Source organism: Heyndrickxia sp. MSNUG (assembly GCF_049532715.1).
GTDB lineage: Bacteria > Bacillota > Bacilli > Bacillales > Cytobacillaceae > Mesobacillus.
Window position 1 is genome coordinate 3,598,880 of sequence record NZ_CP150978.1, and the last position, 26,303, is coordinate 3,625,182.

Below are 26,303 nucleotides of genomic sequence, written 5' to 3' on the forward strand. Positions count from 1 at the left end.
GAAAGTTTTCCCTTTCGTTTTTTTCAAAATCGCAGAGTACAAAACCTCTCTATAGCAATCCAGTAAAATTAGCGGTAAAATAAGAATGATAATAGTAATGGAGGAAATGCAATGCCTATATTCGTACTACTGATCGTACTTTCATTCGTATTCTATATCTTCTATAAAATGAAATATGTCCGCAGCAAGCGTCCTGCTGAAAGGAAATGGCTGTCCGCTAAATCCAGCATCGCATTAGGACTATTCGTTGGATTATTTGGCTTAAATCAGGTATTCCTATTTCAAACAACGATCACTTACATTGTTGCAGCCATCTTCATTATCATTGGCTCAATGAGTATCTGGTCTGGTGTAAAAGCATATAAATTCTATCTGCCGCTTGCAGCTAAGGAAGCAAAAGAGTAATTTAAAAGAAGCCGATCCATTACGGATCGGCTTTTCTCATTGTTTAGGAAATTATAAAATTTTTCAGGTGTGGATAGAGTTAATGCCTGTCTATCAGCTGGCACATCATCATGGCCTTCCCTACTAAAACTCCATCGTTGAATGCTTCAATGTCGACCTTTCCGAACTTCCGGCCAACTTCCAGCACCTTTGGATAAATCTCTATTACACTGTCAATCTGGACTGGTTTAATGAAGTAGATTGTCATATTCTCTACAACTAAATCACCTTTTTTATAGCCCCTTAGCACCCGATTTGCTGCCTCAGTAACAATCGTTGTAAAAACACCATATGAGATTGTTCCAAGGTGGTTTGTCATCTGAGGTGTGACCTGGCAGCGGAAAATATCCTCATCCTTTGTTTTCCCTTTTGTGAGGACCATCTGGCTGGTGACTGTGTCATCAAGAGTTTCCCCTACCTGAGGCTGGCGCTGAATCATTTGCAGCGCTTTTAGGACATCCTGCCTGCTGACAATCCCTTCAAGCCTGTTTGAATCGTCCACAACCGGAAGAACTTCAATGCCTTCCCATACCATCATGTGGGCGGAGGATGCGACACTTGTCGAACCGCTGACAGCCATTGGGTTTCTCGTCATAATTTTTTCAATCATTGTGTCTTGATCATGGCCCATGACGTCCTTAGATGTAATCATTCCGATGACCTTCATATTGTGGTCGACAACCGGAAAACGGCTGTGGAAGGTTTTGTCCTTATGGCGGTACCAATCAGAAACACGATCATTGCTTCTCAGGAAAATCGTATCAGAAAGCGGCGTCAGAATATCCTCGACAAGAATAATTTCCTTTTTTATCAGTTGATCATAGATTGCCCGGTTAATCATTGTCGCGACCGTAAAAGTATCATAGCTGCTTGATATGATCGGGAGCTGGAGCTCATCTGCAAGCCTTTTGACATGGTCCTCTGCATCAAAACCCCCTGTTACCAGAACTGCTGCCCCTGCTCTTAGCGCCTGCTCATGAGCCTTATCGCGGTTTCCGACAATCAGAAGGTTACCAGCCTCGGTATAACGCATCATCGCTTCAAGCTTCATTGCACCAATAACAAATTTATTAAGAGTTTTATGAAGTCCAGCTCGTCCGCCGAGAACTTGTCCATCAACGATATTGACTACTTCTGCAAAAGTAAGTCTCTCTATGTTTTCTTTCTTTTTCCTTTCGATCCTGATCGTGCCTACACGTTCAATCGTACTGACATAGCCTTTATTTTCTGCTTCTTTTATGGCCCTGTAGGCAGTACCTTCACTTACGTTTAGCGCCTTGGCGATTTGGCGTACTGAGATTTTTTCTCCTATTGGCAATTCATCTATATATTGAAGTATTTGTTCATGCTTTGTTGCCAAGACTTTCACCCTTTATAATAATTTTCCGTTCAATGTAGTTCTATCCATATTATATTATAAAGTGTAAAGAGCGCTGATTCAATCGTACCCTTCCCTTTCAGTAACCTTTTGGAAAATGTAACTGCTTATTCGGACACTGAAACTTCTTTTTTTGCTCCCATTGTGCTATGTAAGTGCATAGTTTGGCACTCAATTTGTATTTTTTGCTCATATAAAAAAACTGGCTGAATCATCAGCCAGTCAGGCTTTAGACCAACTCTGAAAATCAAGTTGGTCTAAAGCTTTTTTATTTAATTGATCTATTAAACTAGTCTGTTGATTTCCGTTCCAGGCGCTTCGCTTTCCGCGGGGCTGGCGCTGAGCCGCCTCGTCGCTTCGCTCTTGCGGGGTCTCCCCTGTCCAGCTGCGCCCGCAGGAGTCTTCGCGCCTTCCACTCCAATCAACAGGTTTTTAATAACTAGTTGATACTAAATTTTTGTCGACAAACTGACTTGCTGAATCATCAGCCAGTATACACTCTCGATTTTCTTTTCTGCTTATTATCCATTCTGTTTCTGCCAGTCGGCAGCTTCTTTTTCGGTGTATACAAAAATGCAGCAAGGTTGCCTGCGAATACAAGCAAGGCCAAAAATAACCATGATCCGGCGAATACCGCATCGCTGCCGCCTAATGTAAGGTTCAGCCGAGGCATGGCAATATAAATCATTACTCCGCACAAGAGCAAGTATAGCAGGTATTTGTTCTTTTTCATTATTCCCCTCCTAATAGGTTGTCTTATTTTATATCTATGCAAGATAGGAATAAAAAAGCATTTTAAAAAGAAAATGCTGCACAAAATTGTGCAGCACAATGGTTTATAATTCTATTACTTCCCCTGCTTCAAGAACCCTGCCTTTATTTTTCTTAAGTGAATCGACAAATGCATGTGGATCCTGTTTGATTGGCGGGAATGTGTTGAAATGGATTGGGACAACGACTTTTGCATTGAGGAACTCGGCAGCCAAAGCCGCATCTTCAGGTCCCATTGTAAAATTATCGCCAATCGGCAAGAATGCCAGGTCGATCGGATGTCTTTCGCCAATCAGTTTCATATCTGAGAACAACCCAGTGTCTCCAGCATGAAACACAGTTTTCCCTTCAGCCATGAACAGGATGCCAGCAGGCATGCCTCCATAAATAATCTCATTATTCTCGGTGATCATTCCAGTGCCATGGAATGCTGGAGTCATCTTCACTTTCCCAAAATCGAATTGATAAGCCCCACCGATTGACATACCATGTGTATTTAACCCTTTCCAGCCTAGATATGTAGCGACTTCAAAGTTGGCGATCACAAGAGAATCGTTTTTCTTTGCCAGCTCGACTGTATCTCCAAGATGGTCTCCGTGCGCGTGAGTAAGGATAATGACGTCAGGCTTAACATCTCCAACTTTTAAATCCGTCAGATCATTGCCTGTAATGAATGGATCAATCAAAATCGTTTTCCCATTCGTTTCAATTTTCACAACAGAATGCCCGTGATAAGATACTTTCATATTATCGCTCCTTTCAATTCTCAATAACTAACTTCCACATCATTCACCTATCTCCTGCTTACTTTTCTTTTATACCCAGAGCAGTGAATGATTAAAATCTAATTCGGGCTCTTTTGGAAACATGACATATTTTATTTAAGTAAGGTGCTGCCATTAATAAAAACAGTCTTTTATAAAAAGAACGTTTTACTTTTCATCATCAAATTGCTACTCTCATTATGAGCTATACATATAAGAGGAGGAATATTAATGTCTGAAAGATTGACTGCATTATCTGGCTGGATGAAGGAAAGCAGCATCGATGTCACTTTCATTTCGTCTCCAGACAATGTTTTTTACTTAAGCGGATTTTTAAGCGATCCTCATGAACGCCTGCTAGCTATTGCCGTGTTCCAGGACGCAGAACCATTCATGATTTGTCCAGCAATGGATAAGGAAAATGCAAAAAATGCAGGCTGGAATCTCGAAATTATTGGCTATAGCGATACTGATGATTCAATGGAGCTTGCATACAACGCCATTAAAAAAAGAGTTCCTTCCATTAAGCGTACAGCAATCGAAAAAGAACAATTGAATGTTGAACGTTATGAAAAAATGAATTCCCTATTTTCCGGCTCGGCTTTTGTATCCGCTGAAGAAAAATTAAGGCTGATGCGTATGGTCAAAACAGAAGATGAATTGCAAAAACTTCGTAAAGCCTGTGAACTTGCTGATTTTGCGATTGAAACAGGAGTAAGCGAAATCAGTGAAGGAAAAACCGAGCTTGATGTGCTTGCTGCAATTGAATATGAACTGAAGAAAAAAGGCGTTACACAGATGTCTTTTTCTACTATGGTATTAACAGGTAAAAATGCCGCAGCCCCGCATGGAACACCTGGCCTAACTAAGATGAGCAAAGGTGATTTAGTTTTATTCGATCTGGGGGTAGTCATGGATGGTTACTGCTCTGATATCACGAGGACCGTTGCATTTGGTGAAATCACTAAACAACAGGAAGAAATTTACAATACCGTACTTAAGGCACAGCTAAAAGCATTAGATACCGCTCGAGTTGGTGTTACATGTTCAGATGTAGACCTTGCTGCCAGAAATGTTATCGAAGCAGCCGGCTATGGCGAATATTTCCCGCACCGTCTCGGCCATGGACTTGGCGTCAGCGTACATGAGTATCCATCATTAACGAGTACAAACTCTTTGTTATTAGAAAAAGGTATGGTCTTCACTGCAGAGCCGGGTATTTATGTACCTGGTGTTGCAGGAGTTAGGATTGAGGATGATGTGGTCATCACTGAGGATGGAATTGAAATCCTTACAAAATATCCAAAGGAACTTGTATTTGTTTCTTAATACAGAAACCCGTCTGGCCATTGCCAGACGGGTTTTATTTAGAATGTAACTTACATTATCGATTGTCAACCTTCTCAGGATACATATCGTGATTCATCAGACGGTAATCTGCCATTTCTTCATATTTTGTTCCCGGCTTACCGTAGTTTGTGTAAGGATCGATTGAGATTCCGCCTCTAGGCGTGAACTTACCCCACACTTCGATATATTTTGGATCCATTAGCTTAATCAGATCATTCATGATAATGTTCATGCAATCCTCGTGAAAATCACCATGGTTCCTGAAGCTGAATAAATACAGCTTTAATGATTTGCTTTCTACCATTAGTTTATCTGGAATATAACTAATATAGATTGATGCGAAATCAGGCTGGCCTGTAATCGGGCAAAGGCTTGTGAACTCAGGTGTGTTGAATTTTACAAAGTAATCACGATAAGGGTGTTTATTTTCAAAGGATTCAAGGATTTCAGGACTGTACTCAAACAAATACTTTGTCCCCTGATTGCCAAGCAGTGTCAAATCTTTCATTTCTTCTTCTTTTCTTCCAGCCATTATTTTAGCCTCCTAATTTGGCCGCAAACGCGATATCAGTTCAAATACCCTTCTAGATGCCTTTTTATAAATAAAAAAACCATATCCTCTGGATATGGTTGAAATTATAATTCAAAGCCATAGTTTTTTATAGAGGGTGTCCGCTATGAACCTCTCCCGCGATTACGGGAATGATTATTCATTATTATAAAGCAACTATAATGAAACACTCTCTGAAAGTCAAAGGAAAAAATTGTTCTTGAGAGCTGTTTTTGAGAAGATTCATGTATTTAAATTTAAAAGGAAATCCTTTATTTTTTGGCTGTGTTAACCTTGGATGCTGATTTCTGCTCAAGGTGCTAAAAATCACCATTGTCCTTTAACACAGCCATTTTTTAAAAACAAGGCTGTTGATTTTCGTTCCAGCCGCTTCGCTTTCCGCGGGGCTGGCGCTGAGCCTCCTCGTCATTTCACTCCTGCGGGGTCTCACCTGTCCAGCTAAGCCCGCAGGAGTCTACGCGCCTTCCACTACAAACAACAGGGTTTATAAATCAACATCCGTTTTAACAGAAAAATTCCTGACAGTAGTAATTGCCTCCAAGTCCCTTTTCGTAAATGTGACATTTTCATGTATTTCCACACATTATTTTTACATATGTTCAATTCATTATTTACATTTGTTCAAGCACCTGATATATTATTCATGTAAGTAAGGCATAATAAATTTCGAGTTGAAATTTTATTCTTTATGAAAGCGTTTAATCATAATCTTAATACGGAAAGGGTTTGAATTAGTATGACAAACGAATTAGCGAGAATGATCGACCACACATTACTTAAAGCAAATGCAACTGAAGCAGAGATTGTAAAATTGGCTGAAGAAGCAAAAGAATATAAGTTCGCTTCAGTATGCGTGAATCCAACTTGGGTAAAAACCGCTGCAGAAATTCTTAAGGACGCTGAAGGTGTAGAGGTATGTACGGTAATCGGCTTCCCTCTTGGAGCTTCCACTTCAGCAGTAAAAGCTTTCGAAACAACAAATGCTATCGAAAATGGCGCAACAGAAGTTGATATGGTGATTAACATGGGCGCACTTAAAGACAAGCAGTATGATGTAGTCGAAAATGACATCAAGGCAGTCGTTGAAGCAGCTAAAGGTAAAGCTTTGACTAAAGTAATCATTGAGACTTGCCTTCTTACAGACGAAGAAAAAGAAATGGCTTGCAAGCTTTCTGTCAGCGCAGGTGCAGACTTCGTCAAGACTTCTACAGGTTTCTCAACAGGCGGTGCAACAGTGGAAGATATCGCATTAATGAGAAAGACAGTTGGCCCAGATATCGGTGTTAAAGCTTCTGGTGGCGTAAGAAGCCTTGAAGATGCACAGAACATGATCGAAGCTGGCGCGACTAGAATCGGAGCAAGCTCTGGTGTAGCAATCATGAATGGCTTGTCTTCTAACTCTTCATACTAATACTCAAGATATTTAACATTAATTAAAATATTCATGGGAATGGGGAATGGACGATGGATAAAAACATGCTTGTTGAAAAAGCGATTGAAGCTAGAAGCAAAGCATATGTTCCATATTCTAAGTTTCAGGTTGGCGCTGCAATCATAACGAACAACGATCAGGTTTATCTTGGCTGCAATATCGAAAATGCCTCTTATGGTCTGACAAACTGTGCAGAGAGAACAGCTATTTTCAAAGCTGTATCAGAAGGCGATACTGAAATCAAGGCGATTGCTGTTGTTGGAGACACTGAAGGTCCTATTTCTCCTTGCGGTGCCTGCCGCCAGGTAATTGCTGAATTTGCTACAGAAGACACAAAGATTTACCTTGCTAACCTTTATGGCGATGTGCAGGAAACAACGATCAGCGAAATCCTGCCTGGTTATTTTACATCTAAGGACATGGAAAAAATCGATTAAGTAAATAATATATATAAATAAGGGCAATTCCTTGCAGCCTTTCTGGTATAGGAATTGCTCTTTCTTATTCAAGCTATCCCAAGCTAATAATCACAACTTGCTTGATAAAGGAGGAAAGAGCCGTCAATTAACAATAATTGATTGCGGCATTCATCATGGGAGACGCAGGTTTATTGCTATCAGGTGCAGCACTATTCCTAAACAGCTTAATGCTTCTTGGAAGGGCAAATGCAAAAAGTGTAGCAGTATTTAACTTATTCATCGGGGCTATGCAAGTCATTGTACCTTTCTATTTGATCGTGGTATCTGATCAAAGCAACTGGACAATCTACAGCCTAGCCAGCATATTTCTTTTTGGCTTCACTTACCTGTATGTTGGATTAACACTATTAAAAGACCTTGATGGAAGCGGACTCGGCTGGTATTCCCTTTGGGTAGCAGTCATCGCACTCATATATGCATTAGTAGCCTATGTCCACTTCAATGATATTGTTAGTACCCTTACGTGGCTGATGTGGGCATATCTTTGGTTCCTGTTCTTTTTATCCATGGGTCTTAACAAAAAGATCGATGTCTATATCGGCAAGGTTGCCTTCGTACAATCATGGCTTACTTTAACTTTTCCGGCATTGCTGTCGATGACTGGATTATGGAAAAGCGAACAGGTATCCGAAGCATGGGTTTACCTAGCGATTGCAGCCATCCTATATTTTGGATTCATTACGTTTAAGTTCAAGGTTACTGCAGCCAGAAGAGAAAAGTTCGCATAAGTAAGCTTGCAATCCACTGCTTGATTTTGAATAATTGCCTAAAAAGCAAAAACCGTCCTGCCTTTTACATGGCAGGACGGTTTTTTATATCTTCAAGATTATTTTGAAAGTACATCCGTTAATACAGGCACGACTTGCTTTTTGCGTGAAACAACGCCTTTTAAAGTCGCAGTGTTATTGTTCAGCGTAACGTTGAAAGCTTCTTCAACAGCTGCTGCTTCTTTTCCAAGCGCAAGTGCTGCAGAATCATTTGTAAGAATATCAGTAATAACCAATACGAACAAGTCGAGGTTTCTCTCTGAAATTTTCTTGTTAAGTGCATCTTCAAGCTCTGCCTGGCGGGCAAGCACTTCGTTAACATCTACTGTGTTTACCTGTGCGATTTCAACTTTAGAGCTTCCCATTTGAAACTCTTTCGCGTCAAGAGTAATGAGTTCATCGATTGTTTTGCTGCTTAGATCCGCTCCAGCCTTAAGCATATCAAGACCATATTGATCAGCGTCTACCCCTGCTATCTCGGCTAATTCACGGGCAGCTGCCACGTCTTGTTCAGTGCATGTCGGGGACTTGAACAATAATGAATCGGAAACAATCGCAGAAAGCATAAGTCCAGCAATGTTCTTATCGATTTCCACGTTATTTTCTTTGTACATTTTATTTAAAATAGTTGCTGTGCAGCCAACTGGCTCAACACGGAAATAAAGCGGGTCGCTTGTTTCAAAATTAGCAACACGGTGATGGTCGATAACTTCAACAATCTTTACTTTTTCAATACCGTCTGCACTTTGCTGGCGTTCGTTATGGTCAACGAGAATCACGCTGTTTACTTCTTCTGAAACTTGTCCTACTAGACGAGGTGCTTCAGCCTTGAAGTAATCCAATGCGTATTGAGTTTCCCCATTCACCTGGCCTAAACGGACTGCTTCTGCATCAACACCAAGCTTCTGCTTTAAGTTAGCATAGGCGATTGCCGAGCAGATTGTATCGGTATCAGGATTTTTATGTCCAAAAACAAGTACTTTTTCCATCATGACACTCCTTAATTACAATTTATCACACGGACATTCCTGCTCATTCCTTGCTTGAGCAAGAATCCGTATATCCAATAAATAATATACGCTAAAATGAAATTATTTTAAACAGCTTTATATGAAAATCACGGCGCATTCTATTAAGATGGGCATGATTCTGTTAAACGATTCAAAAACCAAAATAAAAGACCCGGATTGAATCCGGATCCTGAAAATTAGATTTGCTCTAGCAATGTTCTTGTTTCAGAGTATACAAGATCATGTGCTTCAGCAACTGCTTTATAAGTAACATAGCCATTAAGCGTGTTGATTCCCTTCAACAATGCTTCATTGTCAAGGCAAGCTTGCTTGTAGCCTTTGTTCGCGATTTGAACGGCATATGGAACTGTTACGTTCGTAAGCGCGATTGTAGATGTTCTTGGTACCGCACCTGGCATGTTAGCAACTGCATAGTGGACAACTCCATGCTTTTCATAAGTTGGATTGTCGTGGGTAGTGATTCTGTCAGTCGTTTCAAAAATTCCGCCCTGGTCGATTGCGATGTCAACTACCACTGAACCTGGATTCATGGACTGGATCATTTCTTCTGTAACAAGTCTTGGAGCTTTAGCACCAGGAATTAATACCGCTCCAATCACAACATCAGAAGTTTTCACAGCTTCAGCGATATTGTAAGGGTTGGAGATCAGAGTCGTAATATCTGAGCCAAAAATGTCATCAAGCTGGCGCAGTCGTTCCGGATTCAAGTCGATCATTGTTACTTCTGCTCCAAGGCCAACAGCCATTTTAGCAGCATTCGTACCGGCTACTCCGCCTCCGATAATTGTTACCTTTCCTCTTTGGACGCCTGGAACTCCTCCAAGAAGGATTCCTTTTCCTCCGTGTACCTTCTCAAGGAACTGGGCACCGATTTGAGTAGCCATGCGGCCAGCTACTTCACTCATTGGAGTCAGCAATGGAAGAGAATTGTTTGGCAGCTGTACTGTTTCATATGCAATGCCTACAACCTTGTTCTCGATCAGAGCTTTTGTCAGCTCTGGTTCCGGAGCAAGGTGCAAATATGTAAATAGAATTAACCCTTCACGGAAATAACCGTATTCTTCTGGCAGAGGTTCTTTTACCTTCATGACCATATCCTGTGACCATGCTTCTTCTGCACTGGCAACTATTAACGCTCCAGCAGCCTTATAATCATCGTCAGTAAAGCTTGATCCCAGGCCAGCACCTGCTTCGATAAATACTTCATGACCAAAGTTAACAAGGTTCAGTACTCCGGCAGGCGTCATAGCCACACGGTTTTCATTATTTTTTATCTCTTTAGGTACACCGATACGCATTATTGCATACCTCCTATAAATAATAATTGCCTTCCATTTCAGGCCCGCCTCTACTATATCAAATTTCATCCTATTAGGCTCAGTTTTTAAAATGCTTCAAATCATGCATCGATTAATAAAAGTCTAAGGGATAAGAATCATTTCTAGAAAGGACGAGGATGAAAACACTTTCATTTTAGTAGAAAAAATACCATTTGGCAAAACAATTCGTATGAAAATACCTAAAATATACTATTCTGTATATTTTTAATATTTAGCTTTCTTCTATTCATGTGTGAATTTAGCTCAAGGTACTAGCTTTCCGCCTGCCGATCGGAACATATAAAAAACAAGCTGCTTATTAAAACAACAGCTTGTTTCTCATTTTATTGCTGTTCCTGGCCGGTTTCCACACCAGAAGTCATTTGCTCCTGCCCAATCACTCCACTGTTATAGGAGTCCATAATTTGCTGGCTAACCTGGGTGACACCCTGATCATCATAGTCGAATGCCGGCTGGCCTTCACGCTCTTGTTTTTTCATGCAATTTCCCTCCTGCATTATTATGCTTACTAATATAGTTTTCGTTGGATTGTCACAGCTATACTACAGAATCTGTTGTATAATATAGGAAAAGGAGGCGAGAACTATGGCGCTATCTTATAAGAACATATTAGTTGCCGTTGATGGTTCTAAGGAAGCAGCATGGGCTTTTAAAAAAGCCATTGAGATTGCAAAAAGAAATGATGCAAATCTAGTCATGACCCACATCATTGATCTTCGTACATTTGCAACTGTGGAGGCCTATGACCGTACTATTTCAGAACGGGCAAACCAATTTGCCACTGAGCTGATGGAAAGCTACAAGCAGCAGGCAAATGAAGCTGGAGTCACAAACGTAAGTTACGAAATTGATTATGGTTCTCCAAAGGTCAAGATTGCAAAAGATGTTGCTAAAAAATATAACGCCGACCTGATTATTTGTGGAGCGACAGGAATGAACGCGATGGAGCGCTTCTTCATCGGAAGTGTATCTGAACATATCACCCGCTATGCATCCTGTGACGTCCTTGTCATCCGCACTGACAAAGTTAACTAAGATGTTTTTTTTAATATCAAAAGCACGCAAACATGAAAGATTGCGTGCTTTTTTCTTTTTATAAAAGTTCTTTCGCCTTACCAATTTGGGCTTTCACTTGAGAAAACCCTGTTCCGCCCGCACTAGTTCTGCGTCCAACCGCGTTATACGGATTCAAAGCTTCATATATATCATCCTCAAACAAAGGATTCATTTCTTTATAAGCTTCTAAAGGCAAATCTGCAAGATAGCATTGTTTTTGTATGCACTCAAGGACCAGCTTTCCAACTATCTCATGAGCTTCACGGAAGGGGATACCTTTAGTGGCAAGATAGTCGGCAAGTTCAGTCGCATTTGAAAAATCGTTCTTAACGGAGCTTTCCATTGTCTCTTTTTTAACTTTCATCGTCTTAATCATTCCAGAGAATATTTTAAGGGAACCCTTGATGGTTTTAACCGTATCAAACATGCCTTCCTTATCTTCTTGCATGTCTTTGTTGTATGCTAGCGGCAGACCTTTTAAAACCGTCAGCAGACCGATAAGGCTACCATAGACACGGCCTGCTTTCCCGCGGATTAATTCAGCCATATCAGGATTTTTCTTCTGCGGCATGATGCTGCTGCCTGTTGTAAAAGCATCTGAAAGTTCAATGAACTGAAACTCCTGACTGGACCAAAGAATGATTTCTTCACACAGACGTGAGAGGTGCATCATCAAAATCGAGCTTCCTGACAGGAACTCAAGGATAAAATCACGATCGCTGACAGCATCCAGGCTGTTCTCATAAATCCCCTCAAATCCAAGCTTCTGCGCAGTGAAGTAGCGATCAATCGGGAATGTCGTTCCAGCCAATGCCCCTGCGCCAAGTGGGGATAAGTTAATTCTTTTGAAACTGTCAGAATAACGCTGTTTATCCCTGTCCAGCATCCAAAAATAAGCCATAAGATGATGGGCAAATGAGATTGGCTGTGCTCTTTGCAAATGTGTATAGCCAGGCATAATCGTTTCAATATTCTGTTCCGCCTGCTCTATGATTGTTTTTTGAAACTCATTGATCAGTTCGATGATTTCTTCTACCTGAGCTCTTAGATATAAATGCATATCGGTTGCAACCTGGTCATTCCTGCTCCTGGCCGTGTGGAGCTTGCCCCCAGTTGGACCAATTAATTCTGTTAAATGGTGCTCAAGATTTAAATGGATGTCCTCTAGTTTCGCAGAATATTCAAGGTCATTATTTTTTGCTTTTTCCTTTAGCTTTTTCAAACCTTGAATAATTTCGTCAGCTTCTCTATCTGAAATAATATCAGATTGTGCCAGCATCATGGCATGGGCAATGCTTCCTTCGATGTCCTGCTCTGCTAATTCCTGGTCGAAGCCGATCGAGGCACCGAATTCGTCAACCCAATCCTCTGCCGATCCGGTGAATCTGCCGCCCCATAATTTCTTCACACTGTCACCTTCTTGTTCTGAACCATGCTGTGTACGACTGTCGGAAGGCCCCAAAGATTAATGAATCCTACAGCTGCACTATGATCGAATTCATCATCTGCCGTATAAGTTGCCAATTTCTCATTGTATAGAGAATAAGGGGATTTTCTTCCTTCCACAATCGCATGACCTTTGAATAATTTAACACGGACAGTACCTGTCACATGCTTTTGGGTAGATTTTAAGAATGCAGCCAATGCTTCTTGGAGTGGAGAAAACCATAATCCCTCATAAATCAGTTCTGTCATCTTTTTCTCAATGACTGGCTTGAAATGTGCTACTTCTTTAACAAGTGTGATATCTTCCAATTCCTTATGAGCTTTAATTAAAGTCATGGCTGCAGGAGCCTCGTAAACTTCACGGGACTTGATGCCGACAAGTCTGTTCTCAACATGGTCAATTCTTCCGACACCATGCTTTCCTGCAATTGCATTCAGCTCAAGAATCAATTCCGAAAGAGGATAAGCTTTTCCATCGATTGCTGTAGGCACACCTTGATTAAATTCTATTTCAATGAGATCAGGGGTATCAGGTGTATCTTCAAGTCCCGCAGTCAATTCATAAGCTTCTTCCGGCGGCGCCATCCATGGATCTTCCAGAATGCCGCATTCATTGCTTCTTCCCCATAAGTTCTGGTCAATAGAGAATGGGCTATCAAGGTTGATCGGGATTGGAATGCCATTTTTCGCTGCATACGCAATCTCTTCCTCACGTGACCATTTCCATTCACGTACAGGTGCAATAACCTTCAGGTCAGGATTAAGGGCCTTGATGGATACCTCGAATCGTACCTGGTCATTTCCTTTTCCTGTACATCCGTGCGCGACTGCAACTGCACCTTCCATTTCTGCGATTTCTACTAGTTTCTTAGAAATAAGGGGACGAGAAAGTGCAGATACAAGAGGATATTTCCCTTCGTATAAAGCATGAGCCTGCAAGGAAAAAAGTGCATAATCATTTGCAAATTCATCCTTTACATCCAGTACATAAGATTGAACAGCGCCAATTTTTAATGCTTTTTCCTTAATGAATTGAAGATCTTTACCTTCGCCAACGTCCAAGCAGCAAGCAACCACTGCATATCCTTGATCCTTAAGCCATTTAATTGCTACAGATGTATCAAGACCGCCCGAATAGGCTAGTATCACTTTGTTTTCAGTCATTTTATTTGCTCCTTTATAATCGAATATTTATTCACTGATATTAATTTTTATTCATGTTTAATAAATTAACAGGTTTTACGGAACTTTTCAAGATAAAAATAATTGTTTCTTTAAAATTCCTTGAAATGGACATAGTCAGGCAATTGTGGAAGTGAAAATAGAAGTATAGTAGAATAAAAGCAATATGATCGGATTGGGGGCTCCTTAAGATATGGAACAATATTTTCTATTTAACAGCCGACTGGGCATACCCCTGCCTGCTTTAAGAGAAAAATGGGACGAATATGACATTGATACACAGCATGCGATCCTTCTCCACTGGGAAAAAATTCGAGGAAGCATTCCTGACCGAATCGCGGAGCTTGAAAAAACCATAAACCTGAAACAGGCGCAGCTGTCTGATGAAAGTAATTTTATCATTTCATGTGAACTAAACAGCGAGATTGCCGAACTGGCATCCATCATCAATGACCTTTGGCTATGGTACAGGACGCATCAAGACATTACTTCTGATAAAATGCATCAATGATGTTTTAGCATAACTGACGGTGTTTATGTTGAGGGAATAGCCATGAAAAAAGAGCCTGGAATTGGTGGTGACCCCACAAAGTTAGAGTTTTTATTATGCAGCTAATTGGCTGGTTTGAGTTCGGTATTGTATTGGACTTAAACCAGCCAGTTTTACTTTAATACGTTCATTATTGTAGTAATATATATACTCCTCTATTTTCCTTTTCAGCTCTTCATAAGGCACTAAGTCTTCTCCGTAATACATTTCTTGTTTGAGAATCCCAAAGAAGTTTTCCATTGCCGCATTATCTGCACAGCTTGCTTTTCTAGACATACTTTGAAAGATTTTATTTCTCTTTAATGTTTTTACCCAGGTATTATGTTGATAATGCCAACCTTGATCCGAGTGTATCGTTGTACGATATTCTGCTTCGTCCTTAATGATTTCAATAGCTTTATTTAATGGCTCTAAAACCAGGTCCAATGTTGGTCTGTTGGATATACCAAAAGAGATAATTTCACCGTTGTATAAATCCATTATAGGACTTAAATATAGCTTTTGGTCATCAGTACATTTAAATTCGGTCACATCCGTTACTAGTTTTTGCAGGCGGATAGATGTATTGAATCTACGATTCAAGCGGTTTTTGGCTACTTTACCAACTGTACCTTTATATGATTTATAACGAGATTTACGTGTGAATTTTTCACATTTTAAATTCAATACACTCATTATTCGTTGAACCTTTTTATGGTTAATCACATACCCTTGTCCTCTTAACTCTAAATAAATGCGACGATATCCGTATTTACCCTCGTGCTTTTGAAATAGATCAGTAATTAGTTCCTTCCACTCTTTATCTGGATCATCTTTTTTCAATTGCTTCACTTGATAATGATAAGTTGCTTCTGGAATATCTACTACTACTAATATATCTTTTAATCTGAATCCTTCTTCTTTGAGTTCAAATGCCAACGCTGCTTGTGCTTTTCGAGGAAGGCATTCGGATTCTCCTGAAAAGCGTTTAACTTTTTTAAATATGAATTCTCTAAACGTAAAAGTTCATTTTCACGTTCTAATAGTTCTTCACGAGATAACTCTATTTCTTTTTTTAGTGATTTTCCTTTATGATTTTTAGACATAGAAGGCCGCCCTTTCGCTTTTTCTTGCAGGCCCTCTATACCCTTCTCTAAGAAGGTTTTGTACCAATTGTTAATTAATGAAGGGTTGTTCATCTCAAAAACAATCGCAGTATCTTGGTAAGAAGCACCTGTCTGTTTCATAAAGTTTAGTACATTTAACTTAAATTGGACAGAGTAAACTTTTTTAGAATGCTTCCTACGCAGTCCGTCTTCGCCAAATTCTTTATAAGCACGAACCCATCTCCTAATTTGAGATTCAGCAGGGATACCATATTTTTTAGCTAATGATATATAGCTTATAGTACCTTCTAGATATTCCTTTACGATTTTTAATTTAAATTTTCCACCATACTTTGCCATACAAAAACACCCCAGAAGTTAGATTGTAACTCTAACTTCTGGGGTGCAGTACCAATTGCTTCCAAGCTCTTTTTGCTTATAGATCCTTTGTCAATTCCCTTACGACATGTCCGATTTCAGGAATAATCAGTTTTTCCATTGCCAGGCGGACTGCGCCGGTTGACCCAGGTGTAGAAAAGACAGCTCGGTCATTCACTACACCGGCGGCTGCCCGTGATAATAAAGCAGCTGATCCGATATCTTCCTGGTAGCTAAGCATACGGAAAATCTCTCCAAAACCCGGGATGTCTTTATCGAATAGACTTTGGACCGTTTCGATTGTTACATCCCGTTTGGCAATCCCTGTTCCGCCATTTGTCAGGACAACGTCAATGTCCGGATTCCTGCATCCCTTTAGTACTTCTGATTTAATTGGCTCTGCCTCATCTTTAACGATTACGTACTCTACAATCTTATGGCCTGCTTTTTCAAGCAATTCCATCATCAGTTTGCCGCTTTTGTCTGTATCTTCCGTTCTCGTATCGCTGACCGTTATAACCATGCAGCGGACGTGGCTTGGTGCAGCCTGTTTGTGCTCCTGTGTACTCATAATGCTACAGTGCCCCTTTTTCTTTGAAATACCTCATTTGATAGTATTTATGTGCGAATTCGGTGACTCTACGGGTCAATTGATAGTTTGCACCGGCTCCAATCGCCATGCTGATGACTGGCATGCCTTGCAAATGCTTATTGCGGAATATCATAATGGTCATACCCTTGAAGATTTGCTTAATTGGCTGTTCAAGCCATGTAACGTCTGTCAGATCATCATTTCCCTGGTAAAAATAATAATCTTCGGCCTGCTCCAAATCCTTCTTTAATTCTGTCCATCCTAAACTTTGCATCCTGGACGGCATTGTCGCAGTATGGAATACTTTCAAGGCGACCATCATCTCAAATGGTGTATTCACTTCAAAACCGTATGTCATCGCGATCAGCTGTACAACTCTTAGATTGATGACCGCCATGGCAGGCATATCCGCTCCAAGTACCAGCTTGCTGCCGCTGCCTGACATGCCTCCCTGCACAAAGGAATAGATTCTATGGCGTGCTATTTGCTGTCCTGCAATAAACTCCAGCTGCTCGATCGGCAGCTCCCTTAAATCTTGGATTGTCTCAAGGTCAGGCTGAAATACACGGCCTGCAGCAAGGATTCTTTCTTTTGCATCCATCTGCAGCTGCGAGCCCTGGATAAGGGAATGCAGATGAAACAACCCACTGTCAAAGAGAGAGAAAAACCGTTCTTGGACCTCCACAGGCAGCAGAGAAAAGGATCGGTCCAAATATCTGTCATAGGCTAGTTCAAAATCATTCGGCTCATATCCATAAAGTTTGCTTTCCCATAGTGTTAATTCTTCCAATACCTTTTGTTCCCGGTCAGTTAAAGGCATTAAAAAACCTCCAGCGTGTGCATTTTCTTCCAGTATAGCACAAAAGAAAACAGCTATAAAAATACAATAAGGGCAGAAGCTTAAAGCTTCTGCCCTAAAAATGATTACTTAGCTAAACGCACAACATCGCGCGCGATCATTACTTCTTCGTCAGTCGGGATGACCATTACTTTTACAGGTGAATGCGGGTAGCTGATGAACGCTTCTTCTCCACGGACTTTGTTCAAAGCAGGATCCCAGTAAATGCCCATGAACTCTAGTCCCTGCAGGACGCGAGCACGGATAGCAGAACTATTCTCACCAATACCTGCTGTGAAAATGATTGCATCAACGCCACACATACGTGCTGCATATGAACCGATATATTTGTGGATTCTGTCTGCGAATACCTTCAAAGCAAGCTCTGCACGCTCATTTCCTTTTTCTGCTTCGTCTTCGATGTCGCGAAGGTCACTTGAGAAGCCAGAAACGCCGAGCATTCCACTTTCCTTATTAAGGACATTTAAAACTTCGTCAGCATTTTTATCCGTTTTTTCCATGATGTACGGGATTAAAGCAGGGTCAATATTTCCTGACCGTGTTCCCATCGTCACACCAGCAAGAGGTGTGAAGCCCATTGATGTATCGATTGATTTACCGCCTTCGATTGCGGCAATACTTGCACCATTTCCAAGGTGGCAGGAAATTAGACGCAAGTGCTCAACTGGACGACCAAGCATTTCAGCCGCACGTTGTGACACATATTTATGTGATGTACCATGGAAGCCATATTTACGGATTCCGTACTTTTTATAGTACTCATAAGGAAGACTGTACAGGAATGAGTTTTCTGGCATTGTCTGGTGGAAAGCTGTATCAAAGACTGCAACTGCTTGAACATTAGGAAGAACTCTCTGGAATGCACGGATTCCAGTAAGGTTTGCAGGATTGTGCAATGGTGCAAGCTCAGATAGTTCTTCGATTTTAGTCAAAACTTCTTCAGTGATCAACACTGAATCATTGAATTCTTCTCCGCCGTGAACAACACGGTGGCCAACGCCTTCAATTTCGTCCAGGGATTGGATGATTCCAAGCGTAGTAAGCTTATCAAGAAGGATTTTTACCGCAACCTCATGATTAGGAATATCGGTAACTTCCTTGATTTTTTCGCCATTAACAGAGATTGTGAAAATAGAATCCTTAATTCCGATTCTTTCAACAATACCCTTTGTAATAACTTCTTCGCTCGGCATTTCAAATAATTGAAACTTAAGTGATGAGCTGCCGGCATTGATTGCAATGATTTTAGCCATTTTTTCCGCTCCTTTTATATAACAACCTGTTTAAGTATACGTTAAAATAGTACACCTTTATTGTGTGCCACAGGATGCAAATATATCTCTCAATGTTCCATTTAAACACTGTCTATTTCACATTTCAAGCAAAGCTTTCTCAAACCGGAAATGAGTTTTTATTCAGATACTTCTAAGGATTGTAAAAAGTTTCACATAATGATGAATTACCCATTTTCAGAACAAAAAGCTCAGGGCGCCTTGGTCAGCCCCTACAAGCGCTGGCCGACTAAAACGCCGCGTCCTGCGGCAACGTCGGCACTAGGACGTCCTGTCCGTCGGAGGGCCGACCAGTGAAGTCGTTCTTTGACTTCACCTGAGCGGACCGAAACCGAAATGGGTAGCCGACTGTCCAGAAACGCAGAAACTGGAGGCTCCGACAAAGAAGCGCTCTTTGCTTCTGCCGGCGGAGTTGAAGTTTCGGAGTTTCTAGGAGGCGACACTGGACAATTCGAAAAGCGGAGGCGACTGGTAAACTCCGACAAGCGCTGGAGGGCCTGACAGTGAAGTCGTTCTTTGACTTCATTGGCAGGACCGAAGCGTCTCGAGGAATTAGGAGCCGCAGCTGGACAAGCGACTCGAAGGGCTAGGCGCTAGAGCTGGATTAAGCAAATCCGGCTTGGGTTATCCACACCTTAAAAATTTTATAATTAATTTCCTAATCAACAAGAAAAAGAACCGGGAACGAACCGGTTCTTTAAGTTATTTTTCATTTTGCTTATTTTCTTTAAACCAAAGGTCGATTTTATTCAGCATTCGATTTACCGCTGCACCATCTGACAGCTTTGGCAGCTCAGCGAGAAGTGCTTGTTTCGGCGCATTCACTTCAGAGCCATTTTTCTGCATAATCAAGATGCTTTTTGCAGCCTGCTTATTTTTAAACAATGATGCTGGAAGCTGCAAAATCCCCTGGACAATCAAATTCTTCTTAATGAACTCATGCAGTAAAGGAGCCTGCTCACTTTCAAATAATCCATTCGGAATCATAAAAAACAAATAACCGCCAGCCTTAACATGCTTCGTGCTTTGCTCAATGAACATATGGTGGGAATATGTATGTCCTTCAGCTGCTTTCACTTCATAATCTTCTGCCCTTAGGTCATTAGGATAGTAACCGACAGGAAGATCGCAAATAACGGCATCTGCCGGATCTACAAACAATGGCTCAAGGCTGTCCTGGTTAAAAAGTTCGACAGAATGCTTCTGTAAATTGGCATTGACGAAAGCTAATCTGATCAACAGATCATCGATTTCCACTCCGATCGAGTCAATCGTTTTATCTGTCTGCTGGTTAAGAACTGTGGCAAGCAAATTGCCTGTTCCAATGGCAGGGTCTAGCAGCGTGAAAGCTTTCTTATCAATGAATTTACTTACCAAATATCCTATGAACATCCCGACAGAATCTGGTGTCATCTGATGGTTTGGCTGAACGTGTTCCTTCATGCCTTTCAAGATCGCCAGCTGGAAGCCTTTCCTGATATCTTCTTTGGAGAAATCATCAAGCTTGATCTCTTTATATGTTTTTTCAAGCCTTTTCTTCGCTACTTCATTTAATTCAGCTTGAAGGACAGTGCCCTGGAACATATTTTCCCCAGTTTCGGCCAGCGCCTCCAAATATGTACATGCAAGTTCTTCTTTTAAAATATCCGCCGTTGTATTAAAAGCGGTAAATAATTTTTCTACCGGAGTCATACTCACTTTTCTTCCTCCCGATTAAAATAGGTATCTACTATTGTAGCCATGTTTTTCATTGCTTACAAGCTGGATGCACTAATCGTTTTTCGCGACTCCTAGCCTTTTGAGGTTCTTCTACATAAAACAAGCCGCAGAATCCTGCGGCTTGTCATGGCTTGGTTTTATCTAGCTTGCTTAGCAGCTTCAACCGCTGCTTCATAATCAGGATGATCAGTCACTTCACTAACATATTGTACATATGTTACTTTGTCATTAGAATCAACAACAAATACTGCACGAGCCAGCAGGCGAAGTTCTTTAATTGCGACTCCGTATGCCTCACCAAATGAAAGCTCACGGTGGTCAGAAACCGTTTGGACATTTTCAATTCCAGCGGCTCCGCACCAGCGCTTCTGTGCAAATGGCAAGTCAACGCTCACTGTCAATACCTTAACATTATCAAGTTTTACAGCTTCCTCGTTAAAACGGCGAGTCTCTGCATCACAAACGCCAGTGTCGAGAGAAGGTACTGCGCTGATCAGTCTAACTTGCCCCTTAGTATTCTGAAGTGTCACTTCAGACATATCATTTGCAAGAACCTTAAAATCAGGCGCCTGGTCTCCAACTTTCACTTCATTTCCTAACAATGTAACTGGGTTCCCCTTAAATGTAACAGATGCCATACCTGCTCATCCTCCTTGTCCTTTTTATGTACAGTGTAAATATATCTTTAACAGCAAGTTTTTGCAATTATTTTACTGACTCATATGTTAGCATACTGCTATTAAAGAGAAACGAACGAAAAAAGAGCATGACTGCTAAACAATTCTTCTAAGATACTTTTACAAAGCGAAGCTGCCTCCCCATTTGAAAAGGCAGCAGCACCTTAAAATTCAAGTTCTGATTTAGGTCCGTTGTAAGCTGATTGATTATTTTGGTTTTGGTTCTGACTGCCATTCTGGCTGTTTTGATCTTTCTTGGACATCATTTGCTGAATTTTATCCACAGCCTGAGGCGCCAGGTCAAGAATTTTTTCATACAAATGTGTACTTTCATCTAGATGAAGCATCTTCACGCCATGTGAGCTGACAATCAGGAACGCGATTGGCGTAATTGACACACCGCCGCCGCTGCCTCCTCCAAATGGATGCTGTGAACCTCCGGACTGCCCTCCAGAACCGCCAGAACTGCCAGAGCCTCCTGATCCACCCTTCGTGCTTTCCAAAACAAATTCACTTCCACCAGCAGCAAAACCGAAACCTACTTTAGAAACGGTCAGGATCACACTTCCGTCCGGTGTCTCTACAGGGTCTCCTATGATTGTATTGACATCAATCATTTCTTTTAAACTTTCCATGGCAGTCGTCATAAGTCCTTGAATTGGATGGTCTGACATTCCTGTTTTCCTCCTTGTTTAAACGGTATTAGTTTTATCACCAGAAAGTACGGATAATGGCTTTGTTTTAAATTGCGGCCATCCGCCTTTCCAATATTTAACCAGCTTTATTCCTGCTAAAATAGCATGCCCGACTCTGACTTGAATCATACATTTAAAGCTAGTGATCGACACGGCATGCTGAAAACTTGGCGTGATCGACATAACTGGCATATCTTTCAGTTTCATATAATGGCTGAGGACACCAATCAATCCTCCTTTTACAGCCCAAAAGGCTCCCGTTATGACGCCTGTCGCCGCGGCATCTCCCACTCCAACCATGGTGTGCCATTCTATTTTCCTGAGTGTTACTTTTCTTAAAAAACCCCTGATGATTTTGTGAAGTCCTGCAACATGGGTAACTAAATGCTTGAAATCATTTATGCTGTTTAGTAAATCTGTTTTATCAACTTGTGATATTTTTTCTTGTTTCATATTTTCATTTGGTCCTGTGTGGATTTTTTGCTCCGCTACAATCGTGGGTGAATTATCATCAATTTTAATAACCGGGATATCGACCTTATACTTTATAAGCCCTCCCCAGGCTTTTACGGTAATTTTAAGATGATCGTTATCATTGCCGTGGAAATAATCAATAAAAATTTTCACTTTTGTTATAAGGATGATTAGTATAAGTACAGTGAGAAGCAGTAAGGCAAGCAGCACCCATTTCATTATCCTCCACAACCTTTCAGCCTATTATTATCAACCAAAAGGCATAAAAATAAACCTGCCGAAGCAGGTTCATTTTATCGCGGTTCATATATGACGGCTGTATCAGCAAACATGTCATGCAGGCCTTGTTTCTTTTTGGAGAAAGCAACAATTACATACAGAACCATTATTGTCGCCGAAATAAAACGGCCGATCCATTCCCGGAAAATCACGGTCCCCCATGATAGACGATTGCCCCTCAAATCGACAACCTTTAAGCCGAAGACCATTTTGCCAAGTGTCTGCCTATAATACCTAGTCATCAGCACAAAATATAGATAGAACACGACCGCAGTGGCGATGGACACAGGAGAAAAAATTCCCTCTTTTACTAACGGAACGTCCAGGGCACGGAAAACCGGATTAATAATCATCCTGTTAACACTGCCAATCACAATCAGGTCCAGTAAATAAGCCCAAAAACGCATCCAGAATCCCGCATATAAGCCCTCCCACTGATAATGGCCAGCTTCATTTTGCTCAGCAAAAATCCCTTCAGGCTTGTAAGGAGCGGATGATGAAGTATTGCCTGCTGGTATTCGACCGAACTGTTCTGTTTGTTCCCCATTATCCAGGTAAACACTTCGATTACTTACTTTGTCGGCTTCAGCAGACTCTGCTTGAGCAGTTTGTTCGTTAATTCCAACTCTTTCCGTTCTAACCGGCAGTTCAGTTTCATCCTGCTTGATCCCTTCTTGTTTTCCTGAATCATTAACGGTTCTATTTTCTTCTTTATCAAATTCATTCGAATTCATTTTTGTCCCCCCCTATTCCGCATACAGATACATTAAGCGGGGAGAATTAGGCTGGGACAGTATCTTCATTAAACCTGCCATTTCTGTGTCTTTCCCCATGATTTTTTGCGCACTCATGCTAAAGAAGGAACTGATTCCCGTACTTTCCGTATATTTAACTACCTGGGCATCTCCCAATTTTTCATCTTTCCTCACTGCTTCAATGACATCATCAAGATACCCAAATCCATCGATTAAGTTCAGTTCTTTTGCCTGACGGCCGTCATAGATTCTGCCGTCCGCGATTTTCTTGACCTGTTCAACAGACATGCCTCGACCTTCTGAAATTACTTTTACGAAACCCTCATAAGAATTATTGATCATAGATTGAAGGATTTTCCGTTCTTCCTCTGTCATCTTCCTGGAAGGACTCATAATATCCTTGTAAGGTCCGCTTTTGATTGTGTTGAATTCCACACCATATTTTTCGGCAAGTCCAGCATAATTGACACCCTGCATGATGACTCCAAGAGATCCTGTCAAAGTTTCTGGACTGGCAAAGATTTTATCAGCTGGAGCGGATACATAATACCCCCCGGATGCTGCCATCGATCCCATGGAAACATATACAGGCTTCTTAGTATCCTTCTGTATTTCCTTGATCTTATCGTGTATCTCAGCGCTCTCGACGACCCCTCCACCAGGAGAATTGACTCGCAGGATGATCGCTTTAACATCTTCATCTTCTTTTACATATTCGAGCTGTTCCATGAATGCTTTATGGTTATAGAGCGGACTTTCAAAGAAAGACTGGGTATCCCCTGTGTCCTGGATGACCCCGTCAATGGACAAGACAGCGATTTTACTCAGCATATCCCCTTCCTCAATGATTTCTTCCGCAAACATTTCTTCCGATACAGCAAATATGTCATTAAATGCATTTTCAGCGTCGCTGAATGCGAATGTAGACAAAAGATTAATGACTGTTGAAGCAATCAGCAAACCTGCAGCAATACCTAATGCTGCCCATCTTTTACCATTCATCGTAAAGCCCCCTTAAAATTCCTTGTACTTTCAAATAGTTATGTAAAAATGATAAACTGATGTCAATAACATTTATTTTAGCAAAAGATTTCAAAAGTGGGTAAAAATATGGAAAATTACATAATGTTTGGAGGAATCAGTCATGCAAGATCGCCGCAATATTTATTTTTACCATAAGCCCGATACAAAAATGTTGGAAAAAGTTGAGCCTTTATACGAATTGGCAAGACGATATGACTTCAATATTGTTTCAGATTACCGCCAGGCCAACATTATCGTCAGTATCGGCGATGATGGAACATTCCTGCAGGCTGTCAGAAAAACTGGTTTTCGCGATGATTGCCTATACGCTGGTATTTCCACTACTGGCTCCTTGAACATGTATTGCGATTTCCAAATTGCCGATACGGATAAAATGATCGAAGCCATTACCAATTCTCAAATTGAAGTAAGACGCTATCCAACGATTGAGGTCACGATCGATGAGGAAACATCGTTTGTTTGCCTGAATGAATTCAGTGTCCGCTCTGGAATCATTAAAGCATTTGTGATGGATGTATTTATTGATGATATCCATTTTGAAACCTTCCGCGGAGACGGGATGATCGTTGCTACTCCAACTGGAAGCACTGCTTATAACAAATCTGTTAATGGGGCCGTTGTTGATCCGCTGCTTCCGTGCATGCAGGTAAGCGAGCTCGCTTCCGTGAATAATAATCATTACCGCACTCTTGGATCATCTTTCATTCTAAGCGGTGACCGAAAGCTTACTTTCAAGGTTGCCCAAGACGGCAATGACTATCCAATCATGGGTATGGATAATGAAGCATTAAGCATCCAGCATGTAGATAAATTCGATGTTAAACTAAGCAATAAAATCATCAAGACTGTCAAACTGAAGGATAATTCCTTCTGGGAGAAAGTTAAGAGGACGTTTCTATAAAGGAAGAGCTGCGGATGATCCGCAGCTCTTATTTTTTACATTTGCATTTCCTTTTCTTTTTTCCATTTTACAGTCATTGCTGTTCCCAGCTTCGTCCTTGATAGTGAGTAGAGAATCAAAGCAGACCAGATGAAGGTAAAAGCTAAAAGGTGAATGGTTGAGAAGGTTTCGTGATAGACGAAAACTCCAAGTATCAATGTTAATGTTGGTGCAATATATTGGAGGATTCCAAGAGTTGCGAGTGGAATTCTTTGCGCTCCCTTCGCAAAGTATAGCAAAGGAACTGCCGTAGCCACTCCTGCACCAGCGAGCAGCAGGCTTGTCGACCATGAACCAGCAAATAGCGAGTTGGTGCCCTTGAAAAACAAGTAGCCTATATAAATTCCAGCCAGCGGCATAACGACAAGTGTTTCAAGTGCAAGTCCGACCGCGGAATCCACTTTTATCAATTTCTTCGCAAGCCCATAAAGTCCGAATGACCCTGCAAGCGACATTGCAATCCACGGAAATTGGCCATATGAAATGGTCATGATCAGCACTCCAGCCGCTGCCAAAGCAAAAGATACATATTGCATCACCGTAAGTCTTTCTTTAAGAAAAACCATGCCCAGAAGTACGCTTACAAGCGGGTTGATATAATAGCCAAGGCTCGCTTCAATCATCTGATCCGTATTGACGGCCCAAATGTATATGAACCAGTTTATACTGATAAGTAATGAAGCTACTGCCAGGGCCGCAAATTGCTTTTTATTTTTAGCAAAGCCGCGCAAAGTTCCGGTAAATAGGTTCCATTTCTTGTTGAAGAACAGAACAGCTGCTACGAAAAAGAACGACCAAAATACCCGGTTAGCGAGGATTTCATCGGCATTCACGTGGTGAAGAAGCTTCCAGTAAATCGGAAGTACCCCCCATAAAATATAAGAAAAAGCTGCATATAAAACGCCAGCTTGCTGTTCGGTCCTATTATTCATTTGTTGACACCCCTAATCTTT

General features: G+C 41.2%; 29 protein-coding genes. 8 read left to right on the plus strand and 21 right to left on the minus strand.

The window, feature by feature from the left end:
- Positions 1-111: 111 nt before the first annotated feature.
- The gene (locus AABM38_RS18130; protein ID WP_423407643.1) at positions 112-405 is read left to right on the plus strand and encodes a YtpI family protein; all 294 of its coding nucleotides are present in this window, start codon (positions 112-114) and stop codon (positions 403-405) included.
- A gap of 79 nt (positions 406-484) precedes the next feature.
- Here the strand turns inward: AABM38_RS18130 and AABM38_RS18135 are convergent, their stop codons facing one another.
- The 3 genes from AABM38_RS18135 to AABM38_RS18145 form a co-directional block, all read right to left on the minus strand.
- On the minus strand, positions 485-1,804 hold the full coding sequence (locus tag AABM38_RS18135) for a DRTGG domain-containing protein (RefSeq protein WP_423407644.1): 1,320 nt from the start codon (positions 1,802-1,804) through the stop codon (positions 485-487).
- A gap of 502 nt (positions 1,805-2,306) precedes the next feature.
- Entirely contained in the window at positions 2,307-2,555 is a 249-nt protein-coding gene (locus AABM38_RS18140) for a hypothetical protein (RefSeq protein WP_423407645.1), read from the minus strand.
- Between the two features lie 103 nt (positions 2,556-2,658).
- Entirely contained in the window at positions 2,659-3,339 is a 681-nt protein-coding gene (locus tag AABM38_RS18145) for a metal-dependent hydrolase (RefSeq protein ID WP_423407646.1), read from the minus strand.
- Positions 3,340-3,588: 249 nt separating this feature from the next.
- Between AABM38_RS18145 and AABM38_RS18150 the strand changes: the two genes are divergently transcribed.
- Positions 3,589-4,686 carry a M24 family metallopeptidase gene (locus AABM38_RS18150; protein ID WP_423407647.1) on the plus strand — a complete coding sequence of 366 codons (1,098 nt, stop codon included), beginning with the start codon at positions 3,589-3,591 and terminating at the stop codon, positions 4,684-4,686.
- 55 nt (positions 4,687-4,741) lie between these two features.
- Here the strand turns inward: AABM38_RS18150 and queF are convergent, their stop codons facing one another.
- Complete coding sequence (queF, locus tag AABM38_RS18155) at positions 4,742-5,239, minus strand: preQ(1) synthase (protein ID WP_207500574.1); 498 nt, start codon at positions 5,237-5,239, stop codon at positions 4,742-4,744.
- A gap of 775 nt (positions 5,240-6,014) precedes the next feature.
- On the opposite strand from queF, the gene deoC reads away from it, so the two are divergent.
- From deoC to AABM38_RS18170, 3 genes are all read left to right on the plus strand, one after another.
- Positions 6,015-6,689, plus strand: coding sequence for a deoxyribose-phosphate aldolase (deoC, locus tag AABM38_RS18160; RefSeq protein ID WP_423407648.1), 675 nt, complete (start codon positions 6,015-6,017; stop codon positions 6,687-6,689).
- Positions 6,690-6,742: 53 nt separating this feature from the next.
- On the plus strand, positions 6,743-7,147 hold the full coding sequence (locus tag AABM38_RS18165; RefSeq protein ID WP_423407649.1) for a cytidine deaminase: 405 nt from the start codon (positions 6,743-6,745) through the stop codon (positions 7,145-7,147).
- A gap of 155 nt (positions 7,148-7,302) precedes the next feature.
- Positions 7,303-7,917 carry an AmiS/UreI family transporter gene (locus AABM38_RS18170; protein WP_423407650.1) on the plus strand — a complete coding sequence of 205 codons (615 nt, stop codon included), beginning with the start codon at positions 7,303-7,305 and terminating at the stop codon, positions 7,915-7,917.
- Between the two features lie 98 nt (positions 7,918-8,015).
- Here the strand turns inward: AABM38_RS18170 and AABM38_RS18175 are convergent, their stop codons facing one another.
- The 3 genes from AABM38_RS18175 to AABM38_RS18185 form a co-directional block, all read right to left on the minus strand.
- Complete coding sequence (locus tag AABM38_RS18175; protein WP_423410785.1) at positions 8,016-8,945, minus strand: manganese-dependent inorganic pyrophosphatase; 930 nt, start codon at positions 8,943-8,945, stop codon at positions 8,016-8,018.
- A gap of 218 nt (positions 8,946-9,163) precedes the next feature.
- Positions 9,164-10,285 carry an alanine dehydrogenase gene (gene ald, locus AABM38_RS18180; RefSeq protein ID WP_423407651.1) on the minus strand — a complete coding sequence of 374 codons (1,122 nt, stop codon included), beginning with the start codon at positions 10,283-10,285 and terminating at the stop codon, positions 9,164-9,166.
- A gap of 365 nt (positions 10,286-10,650) precedes the next feature.
- Positions 10,651-10,806 (minus strand): hypothetical protein, encoded by a 156-nt coding sequence (locus AABM38_RS18185; RefSeq protein ID WP_423407652.1) that lies wholly within the window; start codon positions 10,804-10,806, stop codon positions 10,651-10,653.
- A gap of 106 nt (positions 10,807-10,912) precedes the next feature.
- Here AABM38_RS18185 and AABM38_RS18190 point away from each other — a divergent pair, with 106 nt between their 5' ends.
- Positions 10,913-11,362 carry a universal stress protein gene (locus AABM38_RS18190; protein WP_423407653.1) on the plus strand — a complete coding sequence of 150 codons (450 nt, stop codon included), beginning with the start codon at positions 10,913-10,915 and terminating at the stop codon, positions 11,360-11,362.
- 58 nt (positions 11,363-11,420) lie between these two features.
- Here the strand turns inward: AABM38_RS18190 and argH are convergent, their stop codons facing one another.
- Complete coding sequence (gene argH / locus AABM38_RS18195; RefSeq protein WP_423407654.1) at positions 11,421-12,791, minus strand: argininosuccinate lyase; 1,371 nt, start codon at positions 12,789-12,791, stop codon at positions 11,421-11,423.
- Positions 12,788-13,993, minus strand: coding sequence for an argininosuccinate synthase (locus AABM38_RS18200; protein WP_423407655.1), 1,206 nt, complete (start codon positions 13,991-13,993; stop codon positions 12,788-12,790). Before AABM38_RS18200 ends, argH begins: the two co-directional genes overlap by 4 nt.
- 211 nt (positions 13,994-14,204) lie before the next feature.
- Here AABM38_RS18200 and AABM38_RS18205 point away from each other — a divergent pair, with 211 nt between their 5' ends.
- Positions 14,205-14,522, plus strand: a complete 318-nt coding sequence (locus AABM38_RS18205) for a hypothetical protein (protein ID WP_423407656.1) — start codon at positions 14,205-14,207, stop codon at positions 14,520-14,522.
- Positions 14,523-14,615: 93 nt separating this feature from the next.
- On the opposite strand, the gene AABM38_RS18210 is transcribed toward AABM38_RS18205, so the two are convergent.
- The 11 genes from AABM38_RS18210 to sppA form a co-directional block, all read right to left on the minus strand.
- Entirely contained in the window at positions 14,616-15,545 is a 930-nt protein-coding gene (locus AABM38_RS18210; protein WP_423410710.1) for an IS3 family transposase, read from the minus strand.
- The gene (locus AABM38_RS18215; RefSeq protein ID WP_423407105.1) at positions 15,443-16,006 is read right to left on the minus strand and encodes a helix-turn-helix domain-containing protein; all 564 of its coding nucleotides are present in this window, start codon (positions 16,004-16,006) and stop codon (positions 15,443-15,445) included. Before AABM38_RS18215 ends, AABM38_RS18210 begins: the two co-directional genes overlap by 103 nt.
- Before the next feature lie 76 nt (positions 16,007-16,082).
- On the minus strand, positions 16,083-16,595 hold the full coding sequence (locus tag AABM38_RS18220) for a MogA/MoaB family molybdenum cofactor biosynthesis protein (protein ID WP_423407657.1): 513 nt from the start codon (positions 16,593-16,595) through the stop codon (positions 16,083-16,085).
- A 4-nt stretch (positions 16,596-16,599) separates the two neighbouring features.
- On the minus strand, positions 16,600-17,436 hold the full coding sequence (locus tag AABM38_RS18225; protein ID WP_423407658.1) for an EcsC family protein: 837 nt from the start codon (positions 17,434-17,436) through the stop codon (positions 16,600-16,602).
- A gap of 104 nt (positions 17,437-17,540) precedes the next feature.
- Positions 17,541-18,728, minus strand: coding sequence for an acetate kinase (locus tag AABM38_RS18230; protein ID WP_423407659.1), 1,188 nt, complete (start codon positions 18,726-18,728; stop codon positions 17,541-17,543).
- Positions 18,729-19,469: 741 nt separating this feature from the next.
- Positions 19,470-20,465 carry a class I SAM-dependent methyltransferase gene (locus tag AABM38_RS18235; protein ID WP_423407660.1) on the minus strand — a complete coding sequence of 332 codons (996 nt, stop codon included), beginning with the start codon at positions 20,463-20,465 and terminating at the stop codon, positions 19,470-19,472.
- 158 nt (positions 20,466-20,623) lie between these two features.
- The gene (gene tpx / locus AABM38_RS18240) at positions 20,624-21,124 is read right to left on the minus strand and encodes a thiol peroxidase (RefSeq protein WP_423407661.1); all 501 of its coding nucleotides are present in this window, start codon (positions 21,122-21,124) and stop codon (positions 20,624-20,626) included.
- A 203-nt stretch (positions 21,125-21,327) separates the two neighbouring features.
- The gene (gene ytfJ / locus AABM38_RS18245) at positions 21,328-21,837 is read right to left on the minus strand and encodes a GerW family sporulation protein (protein ID WP_423407662.1); all 510 of its coding nucleotides are present in this window, start codon (positions 21,835-21,837) and stop codon (positions 21,328-21,330) included.
- An 18-nt stretch (positions 21,838-21,855) separates the two neighbouring features.
- Positions 21,856-22,551, minus strand: a complete 696-nt coding sequence (locus AABM38_RS18250) for a DUF2953 domain-containing protein (protein ID WP_423407663.1) — start codon at positions 22,549-22,551, stop codon at positions 21,856-21,858.
- A 74-nt stretch (positions 22,552-22,625) separates the two neighbouring features.
- Complete coding sequence (locus AABM38_RS18255; protein ID WP_423410786.1) at positions 22,626-23,081, minus strand: RDD family protein; 456 nt, start codon at positions 23,079-23,081, stop codon at positions 22,626-22,628.
- Between the two features lie 276 nt (positions 23,082-23,357).
- Complete coding sequence (sppA, locus tag AABM38_RS18260) at positions 23,358-24,368, minus strand: signal peptide peptidase SppA (protein WP_423407664.1); 1,011 nt, start codon at positions 24,366-24,368, stop codon at positions 23,358-23,360.
- Positions 24,369-24,510: 142 nt separating this feature from the next.
- Between sppA and AABM38_RS18265 the strand changes: the two genes are divergently transcribed.
- Positions 24,511-25,311: an NAD kinase gene (locus tag AABM38_RS18265; protein WP_423407665.1), complete on the plus strand. Its 801-nt coding sequence runs from the start codon at positions 24,511-24,513 to the stop codon at positions 25,309-25,311.
- Between the two features lie 35 nt (positions 25,312-25,346).
- Here the strand turns inward: AABM38_RS18265 and rarD are convergent, their stop codons facing one another.
- On the minus strand, positions 25,347-26,282 hold the full coding sequence (gene rarD / locus AABM38_RS18270; RefSeq protein ID WP_423407666.1) for an EamA family transporter RarD: 936 nt from the start codon (positions 26,280-26,282) through the stop codon (positions 25,347-25,349).
- Positions 26,283-26,303: the final 21 nt, after the last annotated feature.